The organism is Brevundimonas sp. KM4 (genome assembly GCF_000964075.1).
GTDB lineage: Bacteria > Pseudomonadota > Alphaproteobacteria > Caulobacterales > Caulobacteraceae > Brevundimonas > Brevundimonas huaxiensis.
In genome coordinates, this window is record NZ_JZRG01000007.1 from 57,752 (window position 1) to 77,369 (window position 19,618).

Below are 19,618 nucleotides of genomic sequence, written 5' to 3' on the forward strand. Positions count from 1 at the left end.
CCTTTGGCCTACTTGAGCCCGTTTGGGGCTATCGGCCGTTGAGCTGTTTGAGCCCGTTTTGGGGTTACGGCCTTAGCCCGGCTTCTTCGCCCACAGCAGGAACTCGACATTGCCGTCGCCGCCGGTGATCGGGCTTTCGGTCGTCGCCTGAACCGCCCAACCCAGCGCTTCCAGCCAGTCGCGCACGCGCTCCACGGCGGCCGCATGCGCCGTCACATCCTTGATCACGCCCTTCTTGCCGCCGCCCGGACCATCGGCCTCGAACTGCGGCTTGACCAGGGTGACCAGATCCGCGCCAGGCGTCGCCAGGTCGAGCGCGACCGGGAGAACCTTGATCAGGCTGATGAAACTGGCGTCGCAGACGACCAGCGACGGCGGCTGCGGGATCAGATCAGGCGTCAGGTCGCGCGCATCGGTGCGCTCCAGATTGACCACGCGGGGATCAGACGACACCCGTGCGTGCATCTGGCCGAAGCCGACATCGACGGCGAACACCTTGGCTGCGCCGCGGTTCAGCAAAACCTCGGTAAAGCCGCCGGTCGATGCGCCGACGTCCAGCGCCACCCTGCCCTCCACGAGGACGGGCCACAGGTTCAGGGCGTGGTCCAGCTTCAGCGCGCCGCGCCCGACCCAAGGGAGGGCGGGTTGGGCCTCCAGCGCGATGTCGTCCGCAAGCTGTTCGGACGCCTTCCGAACGATCACGCCGTCGGCCAGAACCAGCCCCGCCTCGATCGCGGCGCGCGCTTGCGAGCGGCTGTCGAACAGGCCGCGTGCGACCAGAAGCTGATCAATCCGCGTCTTCACAGCCTTGCTTTCATCAGGGCGTCAAAGCGACGCCAGACGCGCCAGCGCCGCCTGTAGCTTGACCTTGCCTGCCTCGGCCTCGGCCAGCTTGGCGCGCTGTTCGTCGACGACTTCCGGCGCGGCGCGAGACACGAAATTGGGGTTGCCCAGCTTCTTGTTCACATGGCCGATGTCGCTGTCGAAGGCGGCGATTTCCTTCTCCAGACGGGCCCGTTCGGCGGTCAGATCGATGATGCCCGTCAAGGACAAGGCGATGGTCGAACCGCCGGACACGAAGGTCACGGCCCCTGTCGGCGCCGCGTCCGCCGAGCCGACCTCGGATACACGGCCTAGTGTCAAGATCAGATCGCGATGGCGTGTGATCCGCTCGGCCGTCACGGCGTCGGGCGCAACGAAGGCCAGCGGCGGCTTGGCCGACGGCGGCACGTTCATCTCGGCGCGCAGGCCGCGGATCTCGCCGACCAGATCGACCAACCAACCGATCTCGGCCTCGGCTGAGGCGTCGATGAAGGCGTCCGGCAGCACGGGCCATTCGGCGCCGATCAGCAGACCGTCGCGCGCCGGCCCTTCTTTGCCGAGTTCGGCCCACAGTTCCTCGGTGATGAAGGGCATGACCGGATGCAGAAGCTTGAGCGTCTGGTCCAGCGTCCAGGCGGTCATCGCCCGCGTCTCAGCCTTGGCGGCTTCATCGGCGCCTTGGAAGACAGGCTTGGCCAGTTCCAGATACCAGTCGCAAAAGACGTTCCAGACGAAGCGATACAGGGCGCCGGCCGCATCGTCGAACCGTCCGCCTTCGATGGCTTGCGACACCGCGCGTTCGGCCTTGGTCAGCTCGCCTCGGATCCAGCGATTGATCGTTTGGTCGACGGTGGCGGGGTCGAAGCCCTCGACGCGGCGCGCCTCGTTCATCTGGCTGAAGCGCGCGGCGTTCCACAGCTTGGTGCCGAAGTTGCGATAGCCCTCGATCCGCTGTTTCGACAGTTTGATGTCGCGCGTGCCCGACAGGATGGCCATGGTGAAGCGCAAGGGATCAGCGCCCAGCTCGTCGATGATGCCCAGCGGATCGATGACGTTCCCCTTGGACTTGCTCATCTTCTGGCCCTTCTCGTCTCGGACGAGGCCATTGATGATGACGCGCTTGAACGGGACTTCGCCCATGAAGTGCTGGCCCATCATCATCATCCGGGCGACCCAGAAGAAGATGATGTCCGCCGCCGTGACCAGGTCGCTGGTCGGATAGAAGCGCTCCAGATCCTCGGTCTTCTCAGGCCAGCCCATGGTCGAGAACGGCCACAGGGCCGAGGAAAACCAGGTGTCGAGAACGTCCTCGTCCTGCTTCAAACGCACGGCCGTATATGGATAGTCGGAGCTATCTATAGGTTCGCCGGCTTCCCATCCAACGGCGTCGCTTTCGGTCGCTTTACAGCCGTAGAATGCTTCGGCCTCCGCTAGCGCGTCAGCCGCGTTTTCGGCGACAAATATCTTGAATGGCCCGCTTTCCCATTTGCCATCTTCGCCTGCGGGTGGCCCAAACCAAGCGGGAATACGATGCCCCCACCAAAGTTGACGCGAGATGCACCACGGCTCGATATTGCGCAGCCATTCGAAGTAGATCTTCTCGTACGACTTGGGCTCGAACACCGCATCGCCCTGCTCCACCGCCTTCAGCGCGGGTTGGGCCAAGACCTTAGCGTCGACGTACCACTGGTCCGTCAGCCACGGCTCGATGACCACGCCGGACCGGTCGCCGTGCGGCACGACGTGTTTGGTCTTCTCAATCTCGCGCAGCCAGCCTTCTTCTTCCGCACGAATGACGATGGCCTTGCGCGCCTTCTCACGTTCCATTCCCACGAGTTCGGCAGGAACTTCCGGGGAGTCTTCATCAGTGATCCGCGCTTCGGCGTCCATAATGTTTAGCGCTTCGAGTCCCGCGCGCTTGCCCACGCCGAAGTCGTTGAAATCATGCGCCGGCGTGATCTTCACCGCGCCCGAGCCCTTGGTCGGATCGGCATAGTCGTCGGCGACGATGGGGATGCGACGGCCGGTGATCGGCAGGGTCACGAACCTGCCGACCAGGCCGGCATAGCGTTCGTCATCCGGATGCACCGCCACGCCGGTGTCGCCCAGCATGGTCTCGGGTCGAGTCGTGGCGACGACGATGAAGTCGCGCGTCTCCCATTCCGTGGCCTTGCCGTCGTCATCGAAGGCAATGGGGTGTTCGTAGGTCACGCCGTCCGCCAGCGGATAGGCGAAATGCCAATAGGCTCCGTCGACCTCGCGCTGCTCGACCTCCAGGTCCGAGATGGCGGTCTGGAAATGCGGATCCCAGTTCACCAGCCGCTTGTCGCGATAGATCAGGCCTTCCTTGTGCAGTTGCACGAAGACCTTGCGGACGGCGGCGTTCATCTCCGGGTCAAGCGTGAACCGCTCACGTGACCAGTCGCAGGAGGCGCCCAGGCGGCGCAGCTGGCGCACGATGGTCCCGCCGCTCTCGGCCTTCCACTCCCAGACCTTATCGATGAAGGCGTCACGGCCCATGTCGCGACGACCGATATTGCCCTCGGTCGCCATCTTGCGCTCGACCACCATCTGGGTGGCGATGCCGGCGTGGTCCGTGCCCGGCAGCCACAGCACCGCCTTGCCCTTCATCCGGTGATAGCGGGCCAGGATGTCCTGCAAGGTGTTGTTCAGCGCATGGCCGATATGCAGGCTGCCCGTCACGTTCGGCGGCGGAATGACAATCGAATAGGCGTCAGCGGCGCCGTCTGTCGCCTTGGCCGGACGCGGGGCGAACAGGCCGCTCTCTTCCCACTGGGCGTACAGGCGGGGCTCGGCGGCCTGGGGTTCGAAAGTCTTCTCAAGCATGGGAATAGGGTCTTTTGCAAAATGCGAAAGGGCGGCCCCCTTCAGGAGCCGCCCCTCGGATTAGTCTGGGCTGAAGCGAAGGGCTAGGCGCTGCGCGCGATGCGTTCGACTTCCTTTTGTACCGCCGCCTGGACGATGCCGGGCAGGTTGTTGTCCAGCCAGTCCTTCAGCAGCGGACGCAGCATCTCGGCGACCATGGCCTCGACGGTGTTGCCGCTGACGAAGGGCAGGTCGCCCGAGGCCGACGGAGCCGGCTCAGGCTTCTTGAAGCTGGCGGCCAGGCCTGCAAAGGCCGAGGCCGCGCTGGCGGCGGCGCTGTCGCCGACCAGGGTGTCATAGGCCCGGGCCGGCTCGGGAGCCGATTCGTAAGCGGGTTCAGGCTCGGGCTGATAGGGCGCGGGCGAATGTTCGACCACGTCCAGATCGCCGATGGTCTCGGCCGGCGCCTCATAGCGATCGGTCAGTTCCAGCACGTCGTCTTCGACGGCGGCGGGTTCCGGCGTCGGCTCGACTGGGGCGGCGAAGATAGTTTCGGCGGCCAGCGGCTCGGGAACCGGCTCAGGCGTGGCTTCCGGCATGGCGGCGGCCGGCGTTTCGGCCGGGGCCTCGTCTTCAGAGATGATCCGGCGAATCGACGCCAGAATCTCTTCCATGGTCGGTTCCTGGGCGGACTGATCGGTCATGGCGCAACCTTGGGCGAGGCCTGGGTAGAAGGGGTGGGCGCCGAGCGATGGATCGCTCGAAACCTGTGCCTTGTCGTCGCATCTTCGCCCGTCGGAATCAACGGGCGGTTTCCGTCCGTATTCGACGCGGTCAGTTCTGCGGCGCCGTGCGGACGACCTCGCCCTTGAGCTGAGCGTCGATCGGCGCGTCGGCGGTGTCCGGCGTGGTCACGATCGGCGGCGAGGCCACGCGGTCTAGCGTCTCGATCACGCCGTCCCACGGCAGGCCGCCGCGTCCCTTGACCTGGTCGTAGTTCGTCGCGGGATCATAGGCCTCGATCGTCGGGTTCAGCGCCGGGCCTTCCAGCTGCCCCATGGCGGCCAGCAGCGAGGCGCGGGCGACGTACTCCGCGGCGCGGGCGCTGGCGACCGCCGTTTGGGCGTTGCGCAGAGCCAGCTCCTGGTTCAGCACGTCCAGCGTGGTGCGCAGGCCGACTTGGGCTTCCTGGCGCACGCCTTCGGCCGCGACCGATGCGGCGCGAACGGCTTCCGTGCCGGCCGCGACCGTAGCGCGGGTCGACAGCACCTGGGCGTAGGCCGAGCTGACGTTCTGAAGCACCGTGCGGCGCTCGCCCTCGATGCCGATCTGGGCCGCGTTGGCGCGCTCCAGAGCCTGGGCGACGCGCGAGCGGTTCAGACCGCCGGTGAACAGCGGCACGGACAGGGTGGCGCCGGCCGTGAAGCTGCGACGGTCAGCCAGCTGCCCTAAGTCGCCGAGATCATTGGACGATCCGCCATAAGAGGCGGTGGCGCGCACCGACGGCAGATATTCCGAACGGGCGGCGGCGACGGCCGCCTCGGCGCTCTGCAACTGATAGGTCGCGGCCAGGACAGCGGGATTGCGCTGCAACGCCGTCTCGATGGCGACGTCGAAGTCGCTGGGAACCTCCGGCAAAATCGGCGCGGCTTCCAGATCGGTCGGCGATTGGCCGACGACGGCGGCATAGGCGGCGCGCGACGTGGACAACTGGGCCTGGGCGTTCGCCAAATCGGCTTCGGATTGCGCCTGCGAAGCTTCGGCCTGAGCCACGTCGGTGCGGGTGATCTCACCGACCTCGAAACGGGCGCTTGTTTCCTCCAGTTGGCGTTGCAGCACCGTCAGGTTCTCCTGGCGGATACGCAGGATTTCCATGTCACGGGTGACGTTCACATAGGCCTGGATCACCGACAGCATGACCGACTGCTCGATCTCACGCAGGTTCTCACGGCCGGCCAGGACGCTGGCGCGGGCCTGGTCGATGGCGCGCGAGGTGCGGCCGGCGGTCCAGACGTTCTGGCTGACGCTGACGCCGACATTGGCGCCTTCGGTTTCAGACGACGAGGTCGTGACCTGGGTGTCGGGTATGCCGTCGCCGTTCGTATCGACGAACTGGGTCATGGCGGGGAAGTCGCTGCGGGTGTAGTCCACGCCGGCAGAGGCGCCGATGGTCGGGCGCAGGCCCGACCGCGCCTGGACCACCGTCTCGTCCAGCGCACGCTGGTTGGCGCGCTGGGCCAGCAGGTTGGGATTGGTCCGATAGGCCAGGGCGATGGCGTCCTGCAGCGTCTCGGCCCAGGCCGGTGCGCCCAGACCGGTCATCACGGCGACCACAGCGGCCGAAGCCAGCACACGCGAGCGTTTCAACATTGTCCGTCCTTGCGTGACGCTCCGAAGAACGCCCGAATGTTTTCTCAAGCGTAACTGCGGCCTGACCGAACCACACGCCAGTTAAGTTTTCTTCACGGTTGCGAACGGGATTTCCGTCGCAACCGCGCGTCTCTTTGATCTTACAGCGCGAAAGTGGGGGCCGGCTTCAGCTCGGCAAGGACCGCAGGCGACGAATCGAACAGTTCGCGGCGCGACAAGCCTTCGCGCGTCTGAACATACAGGGCAGCCTTGCCGATGGCGCCGCGACGTTCGACCACGACGATCCGGCCGCCAGGACGCAGGGCCGCGCCCCACGATTCGGGCAGGCTCTCGACGCCGCCTTCGGAAATGATCAGATCCCATCCTTCGCCGGTCGGCTGAGCCAGCGGCGCGACGACGGTCGCCACGCCCGCGTCCGATAAGGCCTCGCCGACCACGGCGAACACGGCGTCGTCCGATTCCTGAGCCGTGACGCTGACGCCCATACGGGCCAGCAGGGCGGCGGCGTAGGGCGCGGCGATGGCCAGGGCCTTCTCGCCCTCGCGCGCATCGGCCGCTTGCAGCAGCTTGGCGACGTCGCGCGCCGGCATCAGGCGGCGCTCGCCCGCGATCATCACCGCTTCCTCGGAATAGGCGGCGAAGGCGCGGTCGGGCGCGCAGTAGTTTTCACGGGGCACAGCCATCATGGCCAGGTGAATCGCGCGATCGGTCACGTCGTTCACCCGCACCTGCGAGTCGACCATGGCCTTGCGCTCTGCGGTGAAATCCATCTGTAGGCAGCCTTCAACGATAATCCGGGAGGAAATCTCGCGCGCTTATAGGTCCGTGCGTTGCAGCGGACAATCCGATCTGATAGCGAACGCCCCTCGCGATGACCGCCCCCGAGAAATCGGGGACAAAAAGCGGCCTGATGGCGGAGTGGTGACGCAGAGGACTGCAAATCCTTGCACCCGGGTTCGATTCCCGGTCAGGCCTCCATCGCGGTTTTTTAGGTGAGTGAAAACAGCCCCTTATGGGGCGGATTGTCTAACCGACGAGAATAGGTAAGACGTGCTTCGTTCTTAGTTTGTCTATTTCTCGCTCGATCTCTGGAGCCCGGCTGAACCACTCACCGTGCATCCGATGGCGGAAGAATCGCTTGTGGTAGCGCGCCTCCGCTCGTTGACCTCCCGGAGCGACGGCAAGCAGTTCCATTTTTTGCGGGCTGCCCCACTGGATATCCTTGATTCGCTTGGGGATGTTGCGGCTGTGGCCGATCTTGACGGGGCCGACTTCCGCGCCGACGAAGTACACGAGCGCAGTTTGCGGAGGTGGACAGGCGGGCATTGCCTTCTTCGCGGCCTTGGCGGCTTGAGTGGAGCCATCGAAGCATCCCTTCCACTCAGATTCGAACTCGGGCGTACCGTAAGGGCTGTCAAAATAGTGGGGTGGCGCGCCAGTTTTCCGAAAGCGCCACCGAACCTGACCGTGCCGGTCTACGAACGACGATGTGTGATGGTAACGGATAGCCATGCCAGAATCGTACCCGATCTGTTCTGGTTAGCCAAACAGCCGCTAGCCGCCCTTCACCCGCTCCATAGCCGCCCCAGCCAGGGCCTTTTGTGCCGCCGCGCGTGTGTAGCGCTCGACTTCCTTGAGTGTCTTGTGGCCCGTGATCGCGGCAATCTGGTGCGGTGTGCATCCTGATTCCGCCAATCTTCTCGCCGCCGCCTTGCGAAGCCCCCACCGATGCGCTGGGCCTGGTGCTGGATGATTACGTTCTGGTTCCCCGCGAGCCGACCGGCGCGATGCTGAAGGCTGCCTTCGCCGCAATGAATGCCACGCCATCAGGGACGTGGAAACGCATGAAGGCTGAGGCGCGTCATCCGATCCAAATCTTCAATGCGAAGATGCGTCCGCGCTGGTCCGCTATGCTCTCAGCCGCCCCCGCATCGCCGCTGCCAGGGGGCGGGGACGAAGCTTTGATAGCTGAACTGAAAGAGGCGAAAGGGCTGCTGGCCGACCTCATGACTTGGTTCGGTAAATACCCCGAGTTCAAGCCGAACCCAGATTATATGATCGGAGTCACAGAGGACATATCCAAAACCCGCGCCTTCCTCGCCCGCAATGGGAAGGGGGAGGGACGAGCGCGGCCAAAAACAACGTCCTGCCGATGAGTTGTCCGCCTCGCGGATTGTCCCGCGTCGAGAGCGCCGCCTACATCGGAGTCAGCGTCGGCAAGTTTGACGAAATGGTCGCTGACGGTCGCATGCCGCCGCCACGGCCCATTGATCGCCGCCTGGTTTGGGACCGTCTGGAGCTTGACGCCGCCTTTTCCGATCTGCCCCATGTTGAAGAAGACAATCCCTGGGATCAGGTTGCGTGAAGAAACCCGCCTACGTCTCGGCCTATAGGGACCGGCACGGCGTTCTGAGATGGCGCTTCCGTCGCCCCGGCCTTCCGCAGAGCCAGACCCGTGAGCAGTTCGGCACTGAGGCGTGGTGGACGTGGTATGGCGCTGCCGACGCCGCCAAGAAGGTCGAGATCGGATCGAAGCGCACTGTGGCGGGAAGCCTCTCCGCCGTGGTCGTCGCCTACTATGCGTCTGCCGATTTCAAGCGCCTGGCGCCCGTCACGCAGAAGACCTATCGCAACATCATCGAACGGTTCCGCGAGACGGCCGGCGCCCTGCCTGTGGCGAAGATCACCAGCGCCAACGTGCGCAAATGGGTCGATAACCGCGCGGATCGACCCGCCGCCGCCAATACCTTCCTGAAGGTGTTTCGCGCCCTGATGCGCTTCGCCATCGAGCGGGACATGCTCAAGGCGGATCCGACCATCGGCGTTCGTCCGGTCAAGAGCAAGACGGACGGCCATCACACCTGGACCGAGGCGGAAATCAGCGCGTTCGAAGCCAAGTGGGCGCTTGGAACGCGAGAGAGGCTCGCTTTCGATCTGCTGCTTTACACGGCCCAAAGATCGGGGGATGTGCGCCAGATGGGGCCGCAGCACGTCTTGGACGGCCATGTTGTGGTCCGGCAGGAAAAGACGGGCCAGCCGCTCGAAATCCCGATCCATCCAAGTTTGAGCCGATCGATATCCGCTTACGCGAGCGGACAGCTGATCTTCATCGCGACCCAACACGGCAAGCCCTACACCGCGCGCGGCTTCGGTAACTGGTTCACCGATTCGGCAAAGGCTGCCGGCCTGCCTGCCGGATGCACCGCGCACGGAATTCATTGCTCACGGCTGCGTCTCCTGCTGTAGGGCGGCTCGGGCGACACGGAAGTCATCGACGGGAACGTCACGATGACCACTGTCGGTCATGATCCAGAATGGCCCTGCATCTTCACCGAAGGCTCCACAAGCGCGACCATGACGAACAAACGGCTCCAACGCCTTCGCCAGCCTATCCGCTCGGGCTTCGGCTTCGGTGGCGCGGTCGGCCATGTGATCGGCTGTGGCAACCGCAACCGCCACTTCACGCTGCAATCCGCTGATCCTGGCTTGAGCGGATGCGGAGGTGACGCGACGGTTCCATGCTTCTGTCGCTTTCGCCGGGGTCGTCAAATAGCCAAGCGATGCTCCGCACGACCGACATTGAGGCGCGCGGCTCATGGGCGGCAAATCGCTGTATTTGGCTTCGTAGTCGTTCAACCAGGCTTCACCGCCACAGAACGGGCATGGGGCCAGCCCCGACGTGTTCGCGTTAGAGGGGGCGGTCATTGGGCTGGCTCCTTCTCAGCGGCGAGAGCGAGGCCGTGCGCGAGACCAGCGCAATAGACCTCCAGCATCACGTCCTCATTTCGCGTAATCAGAGCGCGCGCAGCAACACGCCTTGCGATATGCGTGACGCTCTCCCGAAGCTTCTTGTTCACGCGATTAGGGCCGTCTCCCATTGGGATAGGGGCTAGCAGCGGAATATCAGCCATCACTCTCCCCCTTCCTTCGCGGCGGTCGATTTCAGGGCGGCTAGGGCTTCGTCGATAGCCTCGACAATCATGCTGATGGCGTGGTCGCCCTGAGAAACAGGAGAGTGACCGTCGCCCATTCCATGACCAGAAACTGGCGATCAGCGCCTGACCGACGGATCGGTCCTGCTGACGCCATACGTCACCCCCGTTCCCGCAAACGATCAAACCACCAGCCTCCCGCCTCCTGACGCTGCCTGAGTAAGGCGCGGAAGCGGAGCCGTCACCGCGAAAGCCACTGAGAACGAAGCATGGACAGACTGACCCCTCTGGAACACGCAAACCTCGCCCGCCGCCTCATCGAGCACGTCGGCGGCTTGGCGCGGGCGGCGAAGCTTGTTCGCGTCGGCGAAAGCGACTTGTCGCTCTATCAGAACCCAAATCGTCCCGACCGGATCATGCCTGCGGACGTGATGAGCGCCTTGCAGGTCAATGGCGGGACCACGCTGTATTCCGACGCCCAGCTTGGGGAGGTGGACGCCCCGGTCAACGTCGTTGCGGACCCGATGCACCACGCCTGCGGGTTGGTGAAGGAAGCGGCGGACGTGCTCGGCGCGGTTCAGGCCTCGCTTGCTGACGGCACGGTGTCCGCCGCCGACTTCTCTAACTGCGACCGCGAGCTGGCTGACCTTGAGGAGCGCATTATGGTGCTCCGACCTGTTCGGGCTGGCTGTCCTGGGACGTTGCAAAGAGACAAAGCACTGGCTGCTGTGGACCCATGCCTGGGCGCATGACGACGTGCTCAAGCGTCGGAGCGACATCGCCAGCCGATTGCTGGACTTCAGGCGCGATGGCGACCTGACGATCAGCGAAGATCCGATGGCCCCGATCATGGAAGCGGCGGCTTACATCGAACGCGTCAAAGACACGGGGCTTCTGCCGGTGGCCGAGGGTGTCGGCATCGACCCCATTGGCGTTGCGGCTCTGGTTGATGAGTTAGAGGCGCGAGGCATCGCGCCGGGACAACAAGTGGCTATCCGGCAGGGCTTTGCTCTCTCCCCGGCGTCCTGGGGCTCTGAAATCAAGCTCAAGAACGGATCGCTCAAGCACAGCGGTCAGCCGATGATGGCTTGGTGTGTCGGAAACGCGAAGGTCGAGGTCCGGGGCGGCGCTGTGATCATCACCAAGCAGTCAGCGGGTCGCGCGAAGATTGACCCGCTCGTGGCGGCGTTCAACGCGATGATGCTGATGTCACGAAAGCCGATCCCGCCGGTGCCGACCGTGATCGTCAGGACGCCCTCCAGGTCGTCCGCCGACCATCGCGCGAGGCTCAGCCCGCCGGCGCCGCCTCCGCCGCCGCCGAGACGCGACGCACCAGCCGGACCCGCCAATCCTGCGGCCCCGCCGCCGCCGCCGCCCACGCAGGTCGCCTCGACCCAGCGCGCCCAGATCGGCAGGGCATAGTCGTCATCGCTGGTGAACAGCGTCGTCTCGCGCCGGACCGCCCCCTGATCGAAGGCGATGCGCCCCGTTGCGCGATCCACACGCCACACCGACCGCCATGTCCCGGCGTCATCGCAGGCCTTGAGGCTCAGATCATCGTCGCCGATCAGACCCAACTCTGCGCGAGCGGCGTATCCGCTCTGAAACAGCAGCGACAGGACATCGCCCGCCTTCGCCTTGTTCAGGGTCAGGCGAAGATCGCCGTCGCCGCCTTCCTCCTCGCCGCGCGCCGTGAACAGGGCGGCGTTGATCTTGGCCGCCAAGGGATTGGCTTCGTCGGCGGACGTCCCGAGACCCAGCCGCGTCAGGCCCTGCACCTCGCCCAGTCGCTGCCCCAGCGCGACCCAGCCATCATCGGCCCGCACCACCACGACGCCTTCGTCCAGAACACAGGCGATCATGCCGTCCGGCGTCGTCACGGTGGTCCAGCCGCCGCCCTCGAACCGCACTAGGGCGCCGGCCGGCCGCCCGGCCCAGGCCGCGCCTTCGGCCTCTTCCAGTAGGATATAAAGATCGCCGTCCGACGCATCGGCCGGCTGGATCGCCGTCGTGCGACTGACCACCGCCGTCTGCAACAGGGCGTCCAGCCGGGTCAGGGCCGTATTCAGGGTCACATGCTTCTGCATCTGTCCCGCCGCTAGATAAGGCAGGTTCAGACGCGCGCTGAAATCGTCGCTCATTCTTCTCTCCGTTGTCGTGGAGATCAGTCTGGGCGCAGCGCTTCCTCAGGCCGGGAGACGGTCGGTCATTTGGATCAGGTCCTTGATTTCAGGCAGATTTGTTGCGGAGAAAACGCTGGCTAAGCCGCCTCAGCCAGCGCATCTCAATCGTGCAGATAGATGATCCGCTTCAGCGTCTTGTCGTTCTGCACGCGGGCCTCGTGCATCTCGTGGTCGCCAGTGGCGCGCGCATTGGCCTCGGTGTCCTCGACCCAGTGGGTGCTTTCGATGTGCTTTTGCAGCGCCCGCGCCGCCATCAACTGTCCGGGAAAGAAGGTGTCGACGATGTCGCCTGCGATCGGCACCGTCCCGGTGGCGGTGTCGATGGCCATATAGGCCCCCATGCGCGCCAGGGTCGCCGGCGTCGCCTTGGCCCGCACGGCCTGAAGCATCAGCCAGCCGCCCGTCCCGACCGTATAGGCCGTGCCGACGATCGGCACCCAGGTCAGCATGGCGTCCAGTCCCATGCCGAACGGGCCGATGCCGATGACCCGGTCCGAGAGTTTCTTGACGCCCTCGACATTGGACCAGATGTTCTCGATATCCCGGATCGACCGTCTGGCCATGTCGCCCTCCAAAGCGTCGCCTTAACGCTGGGCGAGGCGTCCTGTTCAATCCGAGAGATACGTCTTCGATGACCCTGATAAAGCTGGCGGCGAATGTGACGGCGAGCGCCCTGCTGCTGGGCTTGGCGGCATTCGGCATGGCGGCGCTCAGCGGCATCGGCCATCGCTGGGTGGATATCCTGGCGCAGTTCACATCGCCGGTGTTGCTGGCGGCCGTGGGCGTGACCGTGGGCTGTCTGCTCTTTCGCCTATGGCCGGCCTCAATCGTCGGTGGATTGGCGTGCGTGGTGCTGACCCTGTCGGTCTGGCCGCAATGGACGCCGATGAAGGGCGTGCCCGTTCCAGACCAGCCGATCGTGCGGGTCTATTCGGCCAATCTCTATGTGTTCAACACCGATGTCGCAGCCATGCGCCGGTCCATCGCGGCGGCCGACGCCGACATCCTGGTGCTGGTCGAGTTGGGGCAGGCGCCGGCGTCGCGGCTGGACCAGTTGCTGCCGGACTATCCTCACCGCGTCCTGATCGGCCAGGCGCGCGCCGGCGACCACGCGCGCTCGATCATCGCTTCGCGCTATCCGATCCTGCAAGGCCTGCCCGAGCGTCCCGACGGCCTTAGCGCCGTGGGCGCGACGGTCCAGACGCCCATCGGCCCGATCAACGTCTTCGGCGTCCACCTGACGCGGCCCTGGCCCTATCAATATCGGTGGGGTCAGATCAGCCAGGTCATGGCCTTGGCCGAGCGGATGAAGGCCGCGCCAGAGCATCCCGTCATCGCCGCCGGGGATTTCAACAGCGTCTTCAGCGCCCGCATCGGCAAACAAATCCAGTCCGACCTGGGCCTGATCCCTGCGCCCGGCTGGCCCGGCACCTGGCCCAGTCAGATCCCCGCCCTCGCCGGCATCACCATCGACCAGGTCTATCGTTCGCCGGATCTGGCCCTGATCACGCGCCGCCTGGGCGAGCCGACGGGATCCGATCACCGCCCCGTCGTCACCGAGTTCACCCGCGCTCAGCCGCCGCGATAAGGGTCTTCAGCCGCCCCTCATGCCCCTCGCCAGGGAAGTCGTCAGCGACCCAACCGTCCTCGAACGCCTTCAACACCCGCCCTGTCTCCGGCCCTGGCTTCAGGCCCAGACGCGCCAGATCGCGCCCCCCGACCGGCATCTTGGGCGGCGTCCAGTCGGCAGCCAGCGCCCGCAGCCGCGCGCCATCGCCCCCTCCAGCAGCCTCGGCGCGCATAAGCCGATCCTCGAACGTCCTGCGCCCCAGCCTATAGATCGCCGCGCGCGCCTCGGCGTCGCTCATGGTCGGCCAAACGGCAGGCCTATCCGCGACCGCCGCCGCCAACCGATCTCGCACCGCGTTCGACAATCTCAAACCACCTGCGAGCTCTGTCACCCCCGCCGCATCTGCGGGCAGCAAGGCCGACAACCGCATTACCGGATCGTCAGTCAGGTCACACATCGCCTCGAACAGCGCCAGCGGCTGGGCCTGCGGCAGCACCTGGGCCAGCACGCCGGTCTCGGCCATCGCCCGCACCGCCGCACGCGGGTCGGGCGCCGCCAGCAGTTTCAACACCTCTTTGGACACCCGCTCGGCCGACAACTGCGCCATGCCGCCCTTCAGCGCCGCGCACGCCGCCAGCCCGGCCGCGTCTGGCTCACCCCGCCCGTACCAGGCGTAGAACCGGAAGAAGCGCAGGATACGTAAATAGTCCTCGCGGATGCGCGTCTCCGCCTCGCCGACGAAAACGATGCGCCCCGCCGCCGCATCCTCCAGCCCGCCGCCGGTCGGATCGAACACCGTCCCTGCCGCATCGGCGTAAAGGGCGTTCAGACGAAAATCCCGCCGCGCCGCATCCTCGGCCCAGTCCTCGGTGAAGGCGACCACTGCGCGGCGTCCATCCGTCTCCACATCGCGACGCAGGGTCGTGATCTCATAGGGACGCCGCTCCGACACGCCCGTCACCGTGCCGTGCTCGACGCCCGTCGGCACGGCTTTCAACCCCGCCGCCTTCAGCGCCGCCATGGTCTGTTCGGGCCGCAAGCGCGTGGCGATGTCGATGTCGTCGACCTGCTGACCCAACAGACTGTTCCTCACGCAGCCGCCCACGAACCGCGCGCAGCCCGCACCGCCCGCCGTTTCCAGCGCCCGCATCACCGCCCGCGTCGCCTGGCTTTCCAGCCAGGGCTGTCCCTTCACAGAGACGCTCATGCCGCATCCTCGTCGGCCGCCGCGTCTGGCGCAGCCTCGTCGCCATAAAGCCGCACGTGCAACGCCTTTAAAATCCCCGCCGTCACGCCCCAGATGTAGCGCTCACCCCAAGGCATGGCCCAGAACCAGCGCCGCAAGCCTTCATCCAGATCGTAAAAGTCGCGACGATGGTTGGCGGCGTCCATCAGAAAATCCCACGGCGTCTCGAACACCTCGGCGACCTCGTCCGGCGACGGCGTGGTGACCGGCGCCTCGCGCAACCAACCGATCACCGGCGTGACAAGAAATCCGGTCCCCGTCTCATAGGCGTCCGACAGGCCCAGCACCTCGACCGCCGACGGGTCCAGCGCCACCTCTTCGTCCGCTTCGCGCAGCGCCGCCTGAACTGCGGTCTCGCCGGGGTCGAGCCGACCGCCCGGGAAGGCGATCTGCCCCGTGTGCCGCGCCAGGGTGTCCGCGCGCCGCGTGAGCAGCACCGTCGCCCCCTCGGGCCGCGCCACGATGGGGATCAGCACCGCCGCCGGCCGAAGCTCCTTGGCCGTCCGTGCCGCTTGCGGGTTCAGGTCGAAATCGGACCGCGCCGCGACCAGTTCAGGCCGCCACGTCTCGACCGGCGCCAGCCGATCGACCAGTCGGGCCTTCAGGGTCTCCAGGCTCACGTCACCGCGCCCAAGGAGAAGATCTGGCCGCCCGACCGAACGACCAGGCGTCCATCGACCTCTTGGGCCATTTCGACGATTTCATAGAAGACCGACCGCGCAATGCGCGCCCACAGATCGCGGCGCACATGGATGCGCGGCGCCGGCTCACCCGTCGTCGGATCGGTTTCGACGACAATGGGATCGGCCTCGCTGCCCCTCACCTCGTCACCGACATCGGTGGTGAAAATCAGGGCGTCGCCTTCCCGCCGCACCGCGACAGCCCGGAACGGCAAATCCTCGACGGTGATCTTCAGCTTTTCGACCGGCGTGACCAGGTGATAGCCGTCCGGATCCTTCCTCAGCACCGTCGAGAACAGCCGCACCAATTCCTTGCGTCCGATGGGTGAGCCTTCATGCATCCAGACACCGTCCGCCCGAATGACGATATCGATGTCGCCGCAATGCTCGGGATGCCACAGGTGCACCGGCGGCAACCCCTTGCCGGGCGCCTGTTTGGCCGCCTCGGCGACGGCGTTCAGTCCTGACTTGGGATTATCCATCCCCCTGACTTAGGCCCCGCGAACCGCGCGGGAAAGGGTCAGCCGATGCGAACCGAACCCGAAACCTGATCCACCCGGGTCGCCAGCCACAGAACGCGGCGACGATCCACAGGTCCAGGCAGGATCGCCTCGGGCGCAGGGGCGAATCCGAACCGCTCGAAATAGGCCGCATCCCCGACCAGCAGCACGCCGCCGACGTCCAGCGTCCGTGCATGATCCACGCACGCCTGAACCAGTTCGGCGCCCAGACCGTCGCTCCGGCGGCCGGCGTCCACCGCGATCGGTCCCAAAAACAGGGCCGATGTGTTCCCAACCACGACCGGCCATAGCCGCACCGAGCCCACGACTTCCCCGTCGCGCTTGACGACAAAGCCCGCACCTGGCTGCGAGCCTTCACGCAGGCGCTCGGCCGTCTTGGCGAACCGTCCCGGCCCGAAGGCGGCCATGACCAGCGCATCCACGCCTTTGGCGTCAGCCGGGGTCTCGGCTTCAATACGGCTTACGGCCGGAGGTATGGAAAGGGCGTGCGACATCGGCGCGCGCACCTAGAAGCAAAGCTGCGCCAAATCAAGGCAAGGCCTTGTGACGCCGCTCAACCCGCCTTCGAAAAGTCCGGCGTCCGCTTTTGCGTAAAGGCCATGAAGGCCTCCATCGCCTCGGGACTGCGCATCTGCGAGCCGAAGGCTTCGCCCTCGCGCTGCATCAGTCCCCACAGACCTTCGGCGTCGCGCATTAGCCGTTTGGTCTTGCGGATCGAGTTGGGCGCGCGGGCCGCCACCTTGGCCGCCAGTTCCGCCGCCGTCGCCTCGACCTGATCGGCCGGGACCGCGCGATTGGCGATACCCCACGCCAGGGCTGTCCGGCCATCCAGCGGCTCGCCCAGCGCGAACAGTTCGAAGGCCCGCTGATGACCGATCACGGCCGGCAACAGCAGACTGGACGCCGCCTCGGGCGCCAGGGCCAGATTGACGAAGGGCACGGACAGAAGGGCGTCCTCGGCCACAACCACCAGATCGCAGTGCAACAGCATGGTCAGGCCGATCCCGACCGCCCGCCCCTTCACGGCGGCCACAGCGGGCTTGTCCAGATCCGCCAGCGCCTTCAGGAAACGAAACACCGGCATGTCGCCCGGTCCCGCGCCCTGCGAGCCCAGGGCGATGAAGTCCTGAATGTCGTTGCCGGCCGAGAAGCTGTCGCCCTCGGCGCGAAGCAGCAGCACCCGCACCGCATCGTCGGTACGCGCCCGCTCCGTCGCCTCGGCCAGGGCCGAATACATGGCCTGGGTGATGGCGTTCTTCTTGTCGGCCCGGTCCAGGGTGACGGTCAGGACGCCGTCGGCCAGTTCGCTGCGGATATGTTCGCTCACGTCGTTTCCTCGTCCTGTGCGACGGCGCTCCACCAGTCGACACCGCTCTCGTCCCGCGTCCGCTGGGCGCGGCCGCGCTTCTCCAGATAGTTCAGGTGCGCCTGGGCCTCGCCCGTGGCCATGCCCAGTACCCCGTCCCCGACCGCCCGACCGAAGACGGCGGGGAAGCCGTCGATCACCCTAGACGGTTGACGCAACGTCCGCTCAAGCCGTTTCAACGCGACCTCGTGGCCCCGCTTCAGCGCGTCGAGCCGCGCTTGGACGCCATAGAAGGGCTCGCCATGCGCCGGCAGGATAAATGCGCCCTCCGGCAACAGCGCCCTCAGTCTGTCCAGAGAGTCCATCCAGTCGCCCAGCGGATCGGCTTCAGGCTCCGTCGGCCAGACCGAAACGTTGGACGAAATACGCGGCAGGATCTGATCCCCGGCGATGAAGACGTCGTCCGACCGCCGCCACAGGCAGACGTGCTCGGGACTATGCCCCGACCCGACGACCACGCTCCAGTCGTCGTCGTCGATCTGAAGGCTGTCGCCGTCGGACAGTCGGAGATAGCTGCGCGGCATCGTCGCCACGCCCTTGCCGAACCCGCCGTAGTCGGCCCGCCAGCGCGCAACCTGATCGTCGCTCCAGCCCGCCGCACGATAATACCGCTCTCCGTCCGCTGGCGCATCGCCTGCCTCCTCGGCCATCAACATCCGCGCCGTCACATATTCCAGTCGCGACATCAGCAGCAGCGCGCCCGACCGCTCGCAAAGCCAGCCCGCCAGTCCGATGTGATCGGGATGCATATGGGTGCAGATCAGCCGCGTCACGGGCTTGCCGCCCAGCGCGCCATCCAGCGCCGTTTCCCACGCCGCGATGGTCGCCGAAGTCTTCAGGCCCGTATCGACGACGACCCAACCGTCCCCGTCCCGGATCGCGTAAACATTTACATGATCCAGTTGAAACGGAAGGGCGAACCGCAGCCACAGCACGCCGCGCGCAACCTCGATCGCCTCGCCCGCGCCGGGCACGGCGTCGAACGGATAGGTCAGCCCCCGCCCATCCTTCGCAACCGCCGTCGGCGCCGTCCCATCAGCCAAGTCAGTCTCCAATCGAAACGCGCAGATACTTAGCCCGTGTCCCTCGCCGCCGTCCACACCCGCCTTGACCCCACAATCTTCCAGCGCCACACCATCAGCTTTCTAATTCAGGCTCCCGAGGTTCTTCATGAAGTTCTCCATCGCCGCCCTTGCCATGGCGGTTGTGGCCGTCACGGCCGCGGCCGTGTCTCCCGTCTCGGCCCAAACACGTTCGGAAGAACAGCGTGACAATGCTGTTCGCGCGTCAGGCAATGCCCGGATGGGCAGCACCCGGGCGCCACGCGCTCCACGTCTCACGCCGGAGCAAATCAAGGCCAACGCCCAGGAGCAGGCCACTCAGGCTGGCACGGGTTGTCAGGTCACAGAAGCCAAGCTGCTTGGAATTACGGCCATCCAGACGTCCATCTACGAGGTCGCTTGTTCCGCTGGCCCTGGTTACATCATAGAAACAAAGACGCCTCCTCTGGCCACAGATTGCGTTCTCATCGCTCACACTGCGGCGGCGGCGCGCGCTGCTGATCCTCAAGCTCCCGTGCCGCCCCAGTGCACGATTCCCGCTAATCAGGACACGCAGCGTTTCCTGAAGGAATATGCGCAACAGGCGGAAGTGCCCTGCACCGTGGATGAGGTCAGCGTGGTCGGCCGCGCGAACGACAACGCAATTGTTTATGAGGCTGGTTGTTCTGGCGAGCAGGGATACTGGATCAAGAAGGTCAACGACGCTTGGAGCAAAACACCCTGCATCCAAGTCGTTGCTGAGAACGCCACCTGCCGTTACACAACGACTGGAGAAATCGCGGCCTCAGTCAAGAAGTGGCTGGCAGGCTCAGATGCCGCTTCTTGTAATGTGACTGAAGCCCGCCTGATGGGCAAGAATGCCAACGGCATCTTCTATGAAGCCAAGTGCGACGGCGCCGATGGCGTCATCGCCCGACTGAACGCCGAGAATGTCGTGCAGCAGATCTACCCCTGCGCCACCGCTCAGCAGATCGGCGGCGGCTGCAAGCTGACGACCGCTCCGGCCGTTGCGGCGGCCCCGGCCGGCGGTCGCCCCTAACC

Annotated in this window: 21 protein-coding genes, 1 tRNA gene and 1 pseudogene; 7 read left to right on the forward strand and 16 right to left on the reverse strand. The window is 65.7% G+C overall.

What is annotated here, in order from left to right; genetic code table 11:
- Positions 1–72: 72 nt before the first annotated feature.
- From VH88_RS03935 to VH88_RS03955, 5 genes are all read right to left on the reverse strand, one after another.
- Positions 73–804, reverse strand: a complete 732-nt coding sequence (locus tag VH88_RS03935) for a TlyA family RNA methyltransferase (RefSeq protein ID WP_045810089.1) — start codon at positions 802–804, stop codon at positions 73–75.
- A 21-nt stretch (positions 805–825) separates the two neighbouring features.
- A complete protein-coding gene (locus VH88_RS03940; RefSeq protein ID WP_045810090.1) occupies positions 826–3,669 on the reverse strand; it encodes a valine--tRNA ligase in 2,844 nt (947 codons plus the stop codon).
- A gap of 83 nt (positions 3,670–3,752) precedes the next feature.
- Positions 3,753–4,352, reverse strand: coding sequence for a DUF2497 domain-containing protein (locus VH88_RS03945; RefSeq protein ID WP_045810091.1), 600 nt, complete (start codon positions 4,350–4,352; stop codon positions 3,753–3,755).
- Between the two features lie 130 nt (positions 4,353–4,482).
- On the reverse strand, positions 4,483–6,018 hold the full coding sequence (locus VH88_RS03950) for a TolC family outer membrane protein (RefSeq protein WP_045810092.1): 1,536 nt from the start codon (positions 6,016–6,018) through the stop codon (positions 4,483–4,485).
- A gap of 140 nt (positions 6,019–6,158) precedes the next feature.
- Positions 6,159–6,788, reverse strand: coding sequence for a protein-L-isoaspartate O-methyltransferase (locus VH88_RS03955; RefSeq protein ID WP_045810093.1), 630 nt, complete (start codon positions 6,786–6,788; stop codon positions 6,159–6,161).
- Between the two features lie 134 nt (positions 6,789–6,922).
- Between VH88_RS03955 and VH88_RS03960 the strand changes: the two genes are divergently transcribed.
- Positions 6,923–6,996, forward strand: a tRNA-Cys gene (locus tag VH88_RS03960).
- Positions 6,997–7,044: 48 nt separating this feature from the next.
- Here VH88_RS03960 and VH88_RS15570 read toward each other — a convergent pair.
- Together VH88_RS15570 and VH88_RS16685 are read right to left on the reverse strand one after the other, a co-directional pair.
- On the reverse strand, positions 7,045–7,530 hold the full coding sequence (locus VH88_RS15570) for a GIY-YIG nuclease family protein (protein WP_082064365.1): 486 nt from the start codon (positions 7,528–7,530) through the stop codon (positions 7,045–7,047).
- A gap of 42 nt (positions 7,531–7,572) precedes the next feature.
- Positions 7,573–7,845 carry a tyrosine-type recombinase/integrase gene (locus VH88_RS16685; protein ID WP_082064366.1) on the reverse strand — a complete coding sequence of 91 codons (273 nt, stop codon included), beginning with the start codon at positions 7,843–7,845 and terminating at the stop codon, positions 7,573–7,575.
- Positions 7,846–7,862: 17 nt separating this feature from the next.
- Here VH88_RS16685 and VH88_RS16690 point away from each other — a divergent pair, with 17 nt between their 5' ends.
- Together VH88_RS16690 and VH88_RS03980 are read left to right on the forward strand one after the other, a co-directional pair.
- A complete protein-coding gene (locus tag VH88_RS16690) occupies positions 7,863–8,174 on the forward strand; it encodes a hypothetical protein (protein ID WP_082064367.1) in 312 nt (103 codons plus the stop codon).
- A gap of 205 nt (positions 8,175–8,379) precedes the next feature.
- Complete coding sequence (locus tag VH88_RS03980; protein ID WP_052689482.1) at positions 8,380–9,264, forward strand: tyrosine-type recombinase/integrase; 885 nt, start codon at positions 8,380–8,382, stop codon at positions 9,262–9,264.
- On the opposite strand, the gene VH88_RS15585 is transcribed toward VH88_RS03980, so the two are convergent.
- On the reverse strand, positions 9,241–9,723 hold the full coding sequence (locus VH88_RS15585) for a Lar family restriction alleviation protein (protein ID WP_082064368.1): 483 nt from the start codon (positions 9,721–9,723) through the stop codon (positions 9,241–9,243). The genes VH88_RS03980 and VH88_RS15585 overlap by 24 nt on opposite strands.
- A 496-nt stretch (positions 9,724–10,219) precedes the next feature.
- Between VH88_RS15585 and VH88_RS03990 the strand changes: the two genes are divergently transcribed.
- Entirely contained in the window at positions 10,220–10,702 is a 483-nt protein-coding gene (locus VH88_RS03990) for a hypothetical protein (RefSeq protein WP_045810098.1), read from the forward strand.
- Positions 10,703–10,799: 97 nt separating this feature from the next.
- On the forward strand, positions 10,800–11,372 hold the full coding sequence (locus VH88_RS16695) for a terminase TerL endonuclease subunit (RefSeq protein ID WP_369796258.1): 573 nt from the start codon (positions 10,800–10,802) through the stop codon (positions 11,370–11,372).
- A 392-nt stretch (positions 11,373–11,764) separates the two neighbouring features.
- Here VH88_RS16695 and VH88_RS16700 read toward each other — a convergent pair.
- Positions 11,765–12,091, reverse strand: a pseudogene (locus VH88_RS16700) (DUF2793 domain-containing protein); the annotation flags it as partial.
- A gap of 143 nt (positions 12,092–12,234) precedes the next feature.
- Positions 12,235–12,696: a DUF4112 domain-containing protein gene (locus VH88_RS04000; protein WP_045810151.1), complete on the reverse strand. Its 462-nt coding sequence runs from the start codon at positions 12,694–12,696 to the stop codon at positions 12,235–12,237.
- 68 nt (positions 12,697–12,764) lie between these two features.
- Here VH88_RS04000 and VH88_RS04005 point away from each other — a divergent pair, with 68 nt between their 5' ends.
- A complete protein-coding gene (locus tag VH88_RS04005) occupies positions 12,765–13,721 on the forward strand; it encodes an endonuclease/exonuclease/phosphatase family protein (RefSeq protein WP_045810099.1) in 957 nt (318 codons plus the stop codon).
- Here VH88_RS04005 and VH88_RS04010 read toward each other — a convergent pair.
- From VH88_RS04010 to VH88_RS04035, 6 genes are read right to left on the reverse strand one after another with little or no spacing between them, the layout of a single operon-like run.
- Positions 13,696–14,910 (reverse strand): CCA tRNA nucleotidyltransferase, encoded by a 1,215-nt coding sequence (locus tag VH88_RS04010; RefSeq protein ID WP_045810100.1) that lies wholly within the window; start codon positions 14,908–14,910, stop codon positions 13,696–13,698. The genes VH88_RS04005 and VH88_RS04010 overlap by 26 nt on opposite strands.
- Entirely contained in the window at positions 14,907–15,569 is a 663-nt protein-coding gene (locus VH88_RS04015) for a CoA pyrophosphatase (protein ID WP_045810101.1), read from the reverse strand. The genes VH88_RS04010 and VH88_RS04015 overlap by 4 nt, the downstream gene beginning before the upstream one ends.
- Positions 15,566–16,111 (reverse strand): DUF1285 domain-containing protein, encoded by a 546-nt coding sequence (locus tag VH88_RS04020; protein WP_045810102.1) that lies wholly within the window; start codon positions 16,109–16,111, stop codon positions 15,566–15,568. The genes VH88_RS04015 and VH88_RS04020 overlap by 4 nt, the downstream gene beginning before the upstream one ends.
- A gap of 38 nt (positions 16,112–16,149) precedes the next feature.
- Complete coding sequence (locus VH88_RS04025; RefSeq protein WP_045810152.1) at positions 16,150–16,644, reverse strand: GNAT family N-acetyltransferase; 495 nt, start codon at positions 16,642–16,644, stop codon at positions 16,150–16,152.
- Between the two features lie 59 nt (positions 16,645–16,703).
- Complete coding sequence (locus tag VH88_RS04030; RefSeq protein ID WP_045810103.1) at positions 16,704–17,477, reverse strand: enoyl-CoA hydratase; 774 nt, start codon at positions 17,475–17,477, stop codon at positions 16,704–16,706.
- On the reverse strand, positions 17,474–18,559 hold the full coding sequence (locus tag VH88_RS04035) for an MBL fold metallo-hydrolase (protein ID WP_045810153.1): 1,086 nt from the start codon (positions 18,557–18,559) through the stop codon (positions 17,474–17,476). Before VH88_RS04035 ends, VH88_RS04030 begins: the two co-directional genes overlap by 4 nt.
- A 127-nt stretch (positions 18,560–18,686) precedes the next feature.
- Between VH88_RS04035 and VH88_RS04040 the strand changes: the two genes are divergently transcribed.
- A complete protein-coding gene (locus tag VH88_RS04040; protein WP_045810104.1) occupies positions 18,687–19,616 on the forward strand; it encodes a hypothetical protein in 930 nt (309 codons plus the stop codon).
- Positions 19,617–19,618 lie beyond the last annotated feature (2 nt).

Excerpts from the sequence above, each read along its gene's own strand:
- VH88_RS03940 (WP_045810090.1), bottom strand. The coding sequence starts at position 3,669 with ATGCTTGAGAAGACTTTCGAACCCCAGGCCGCCGAGCCCCGCCTGTAC.
- VH88_RS03945 (WP_045810091.1), bottom strand. The coding sequence starts at position 4,352 with ATGACCGATCAGTCCGCCCAGGAACCGACCATGGAAGAGATTCTGGCG.
- VH88_RS03950 (WP_045810092.1), bottom strand. The coding sequence starts at position 6,018 with ATGTTGAAACGCTCGCGTGTGCTGGCTTCGGCCGCTGTGGTCGCCGTG.
- VH88_RS03955 (WP_045810093.1), bottom strand. The coding sequence starts at position 6,788 with ATGGATTTCACCGCAGAGCGCAAGGCCATGGTCGACTCGCAGGTGCGG.
- VH88_RS15570 (WP_082064365.1), bottom strand. The coding sequence starts at position 7,530 with ATGGCTATCCGTTACCATCACACATCGTCGTTCGTAGACCGGCACGGT.
- VH88_RS16685 (WP_082064366.1), bottom strand. The coding sequence starts at position 7,845 with ATGGCGTGGCATTCATTGCGGCGAAGGCAGCCTTCAGCATCGCGCCGG.
- VH88_RS16690 (WP_082064367.1), top strand. The coding sequence starts at position 7,863 with ATGAAGGCTGAGGCGCGTCATCCGATCCAAATCTTCAATGCGAAGATG.
- VH88_RS15585 (WP_082064368.1), bottom strand. The coding sequence starts at position 9,723 with ATGACCGCCCCCTCTAACGCGAACACGTCGGGGCTGGCCCCATGCCCG.
- VH88_RS03990 (WP_045810098.1), top strand. The coding sequence starts at position 10,220 with ATGGACAGACTGACCCCTCTGGAACACGCAAACCTCGCCCGCCGCCTC.
- VH88_RS16695 (WP_369796258.1), top strand. The coding sequence starts at position 10,800 with ATGGAAGCGGCGGCTTACATCGAACGCGTCAAAGACACGGGGCTTCTG.
- VH88_RS04000 (WP_045810151.1), bottom strand. The coding sequence starts at position 12,696 with ATGGCCAGACGGTCGATCCGGGATATCGAGAACATCTGGTCCAATGTC.
- VH88_RS04005 (WP_045810099.1), top strand. The coding sequence starts at position 12,765 with ATGACCCTGATAAAGCTGGCGGCGAATGTGACGGCGAGCGCCCTGCTG.
- VH88_RS04010 (WP_045810100.1), bottom strand. The coding sequence starts at position 14,910 with ATGAGCGTCTCTGTGAAGGGACAGCCCTGGCTGGAAAGCCAGGCGACG.
- VH88_RS04020 (WP_045810102.1), bottom strand. The coding sequence starts at position 16,111 with ATGGATAATCCCAAGTCAGGACTGAACGCCGTCGCCGAGGCGGCCAAA.
- VH88_RS04025 (WP_045810152.1), bottom strand. The coding sequence starts at position 16,644 with ATGTCGCACGCCCTTTCCATACCTCCGGCCGTAAGCCGTATTGAAGCC.
- VH88_RS04040 (WP_045810104.1), top strand. The coding sequence starts at position 18,687 with ATGAAGTTCTCCATCGCCGCCCTTGCCATGGCGGTTGTGGCCGTCACG.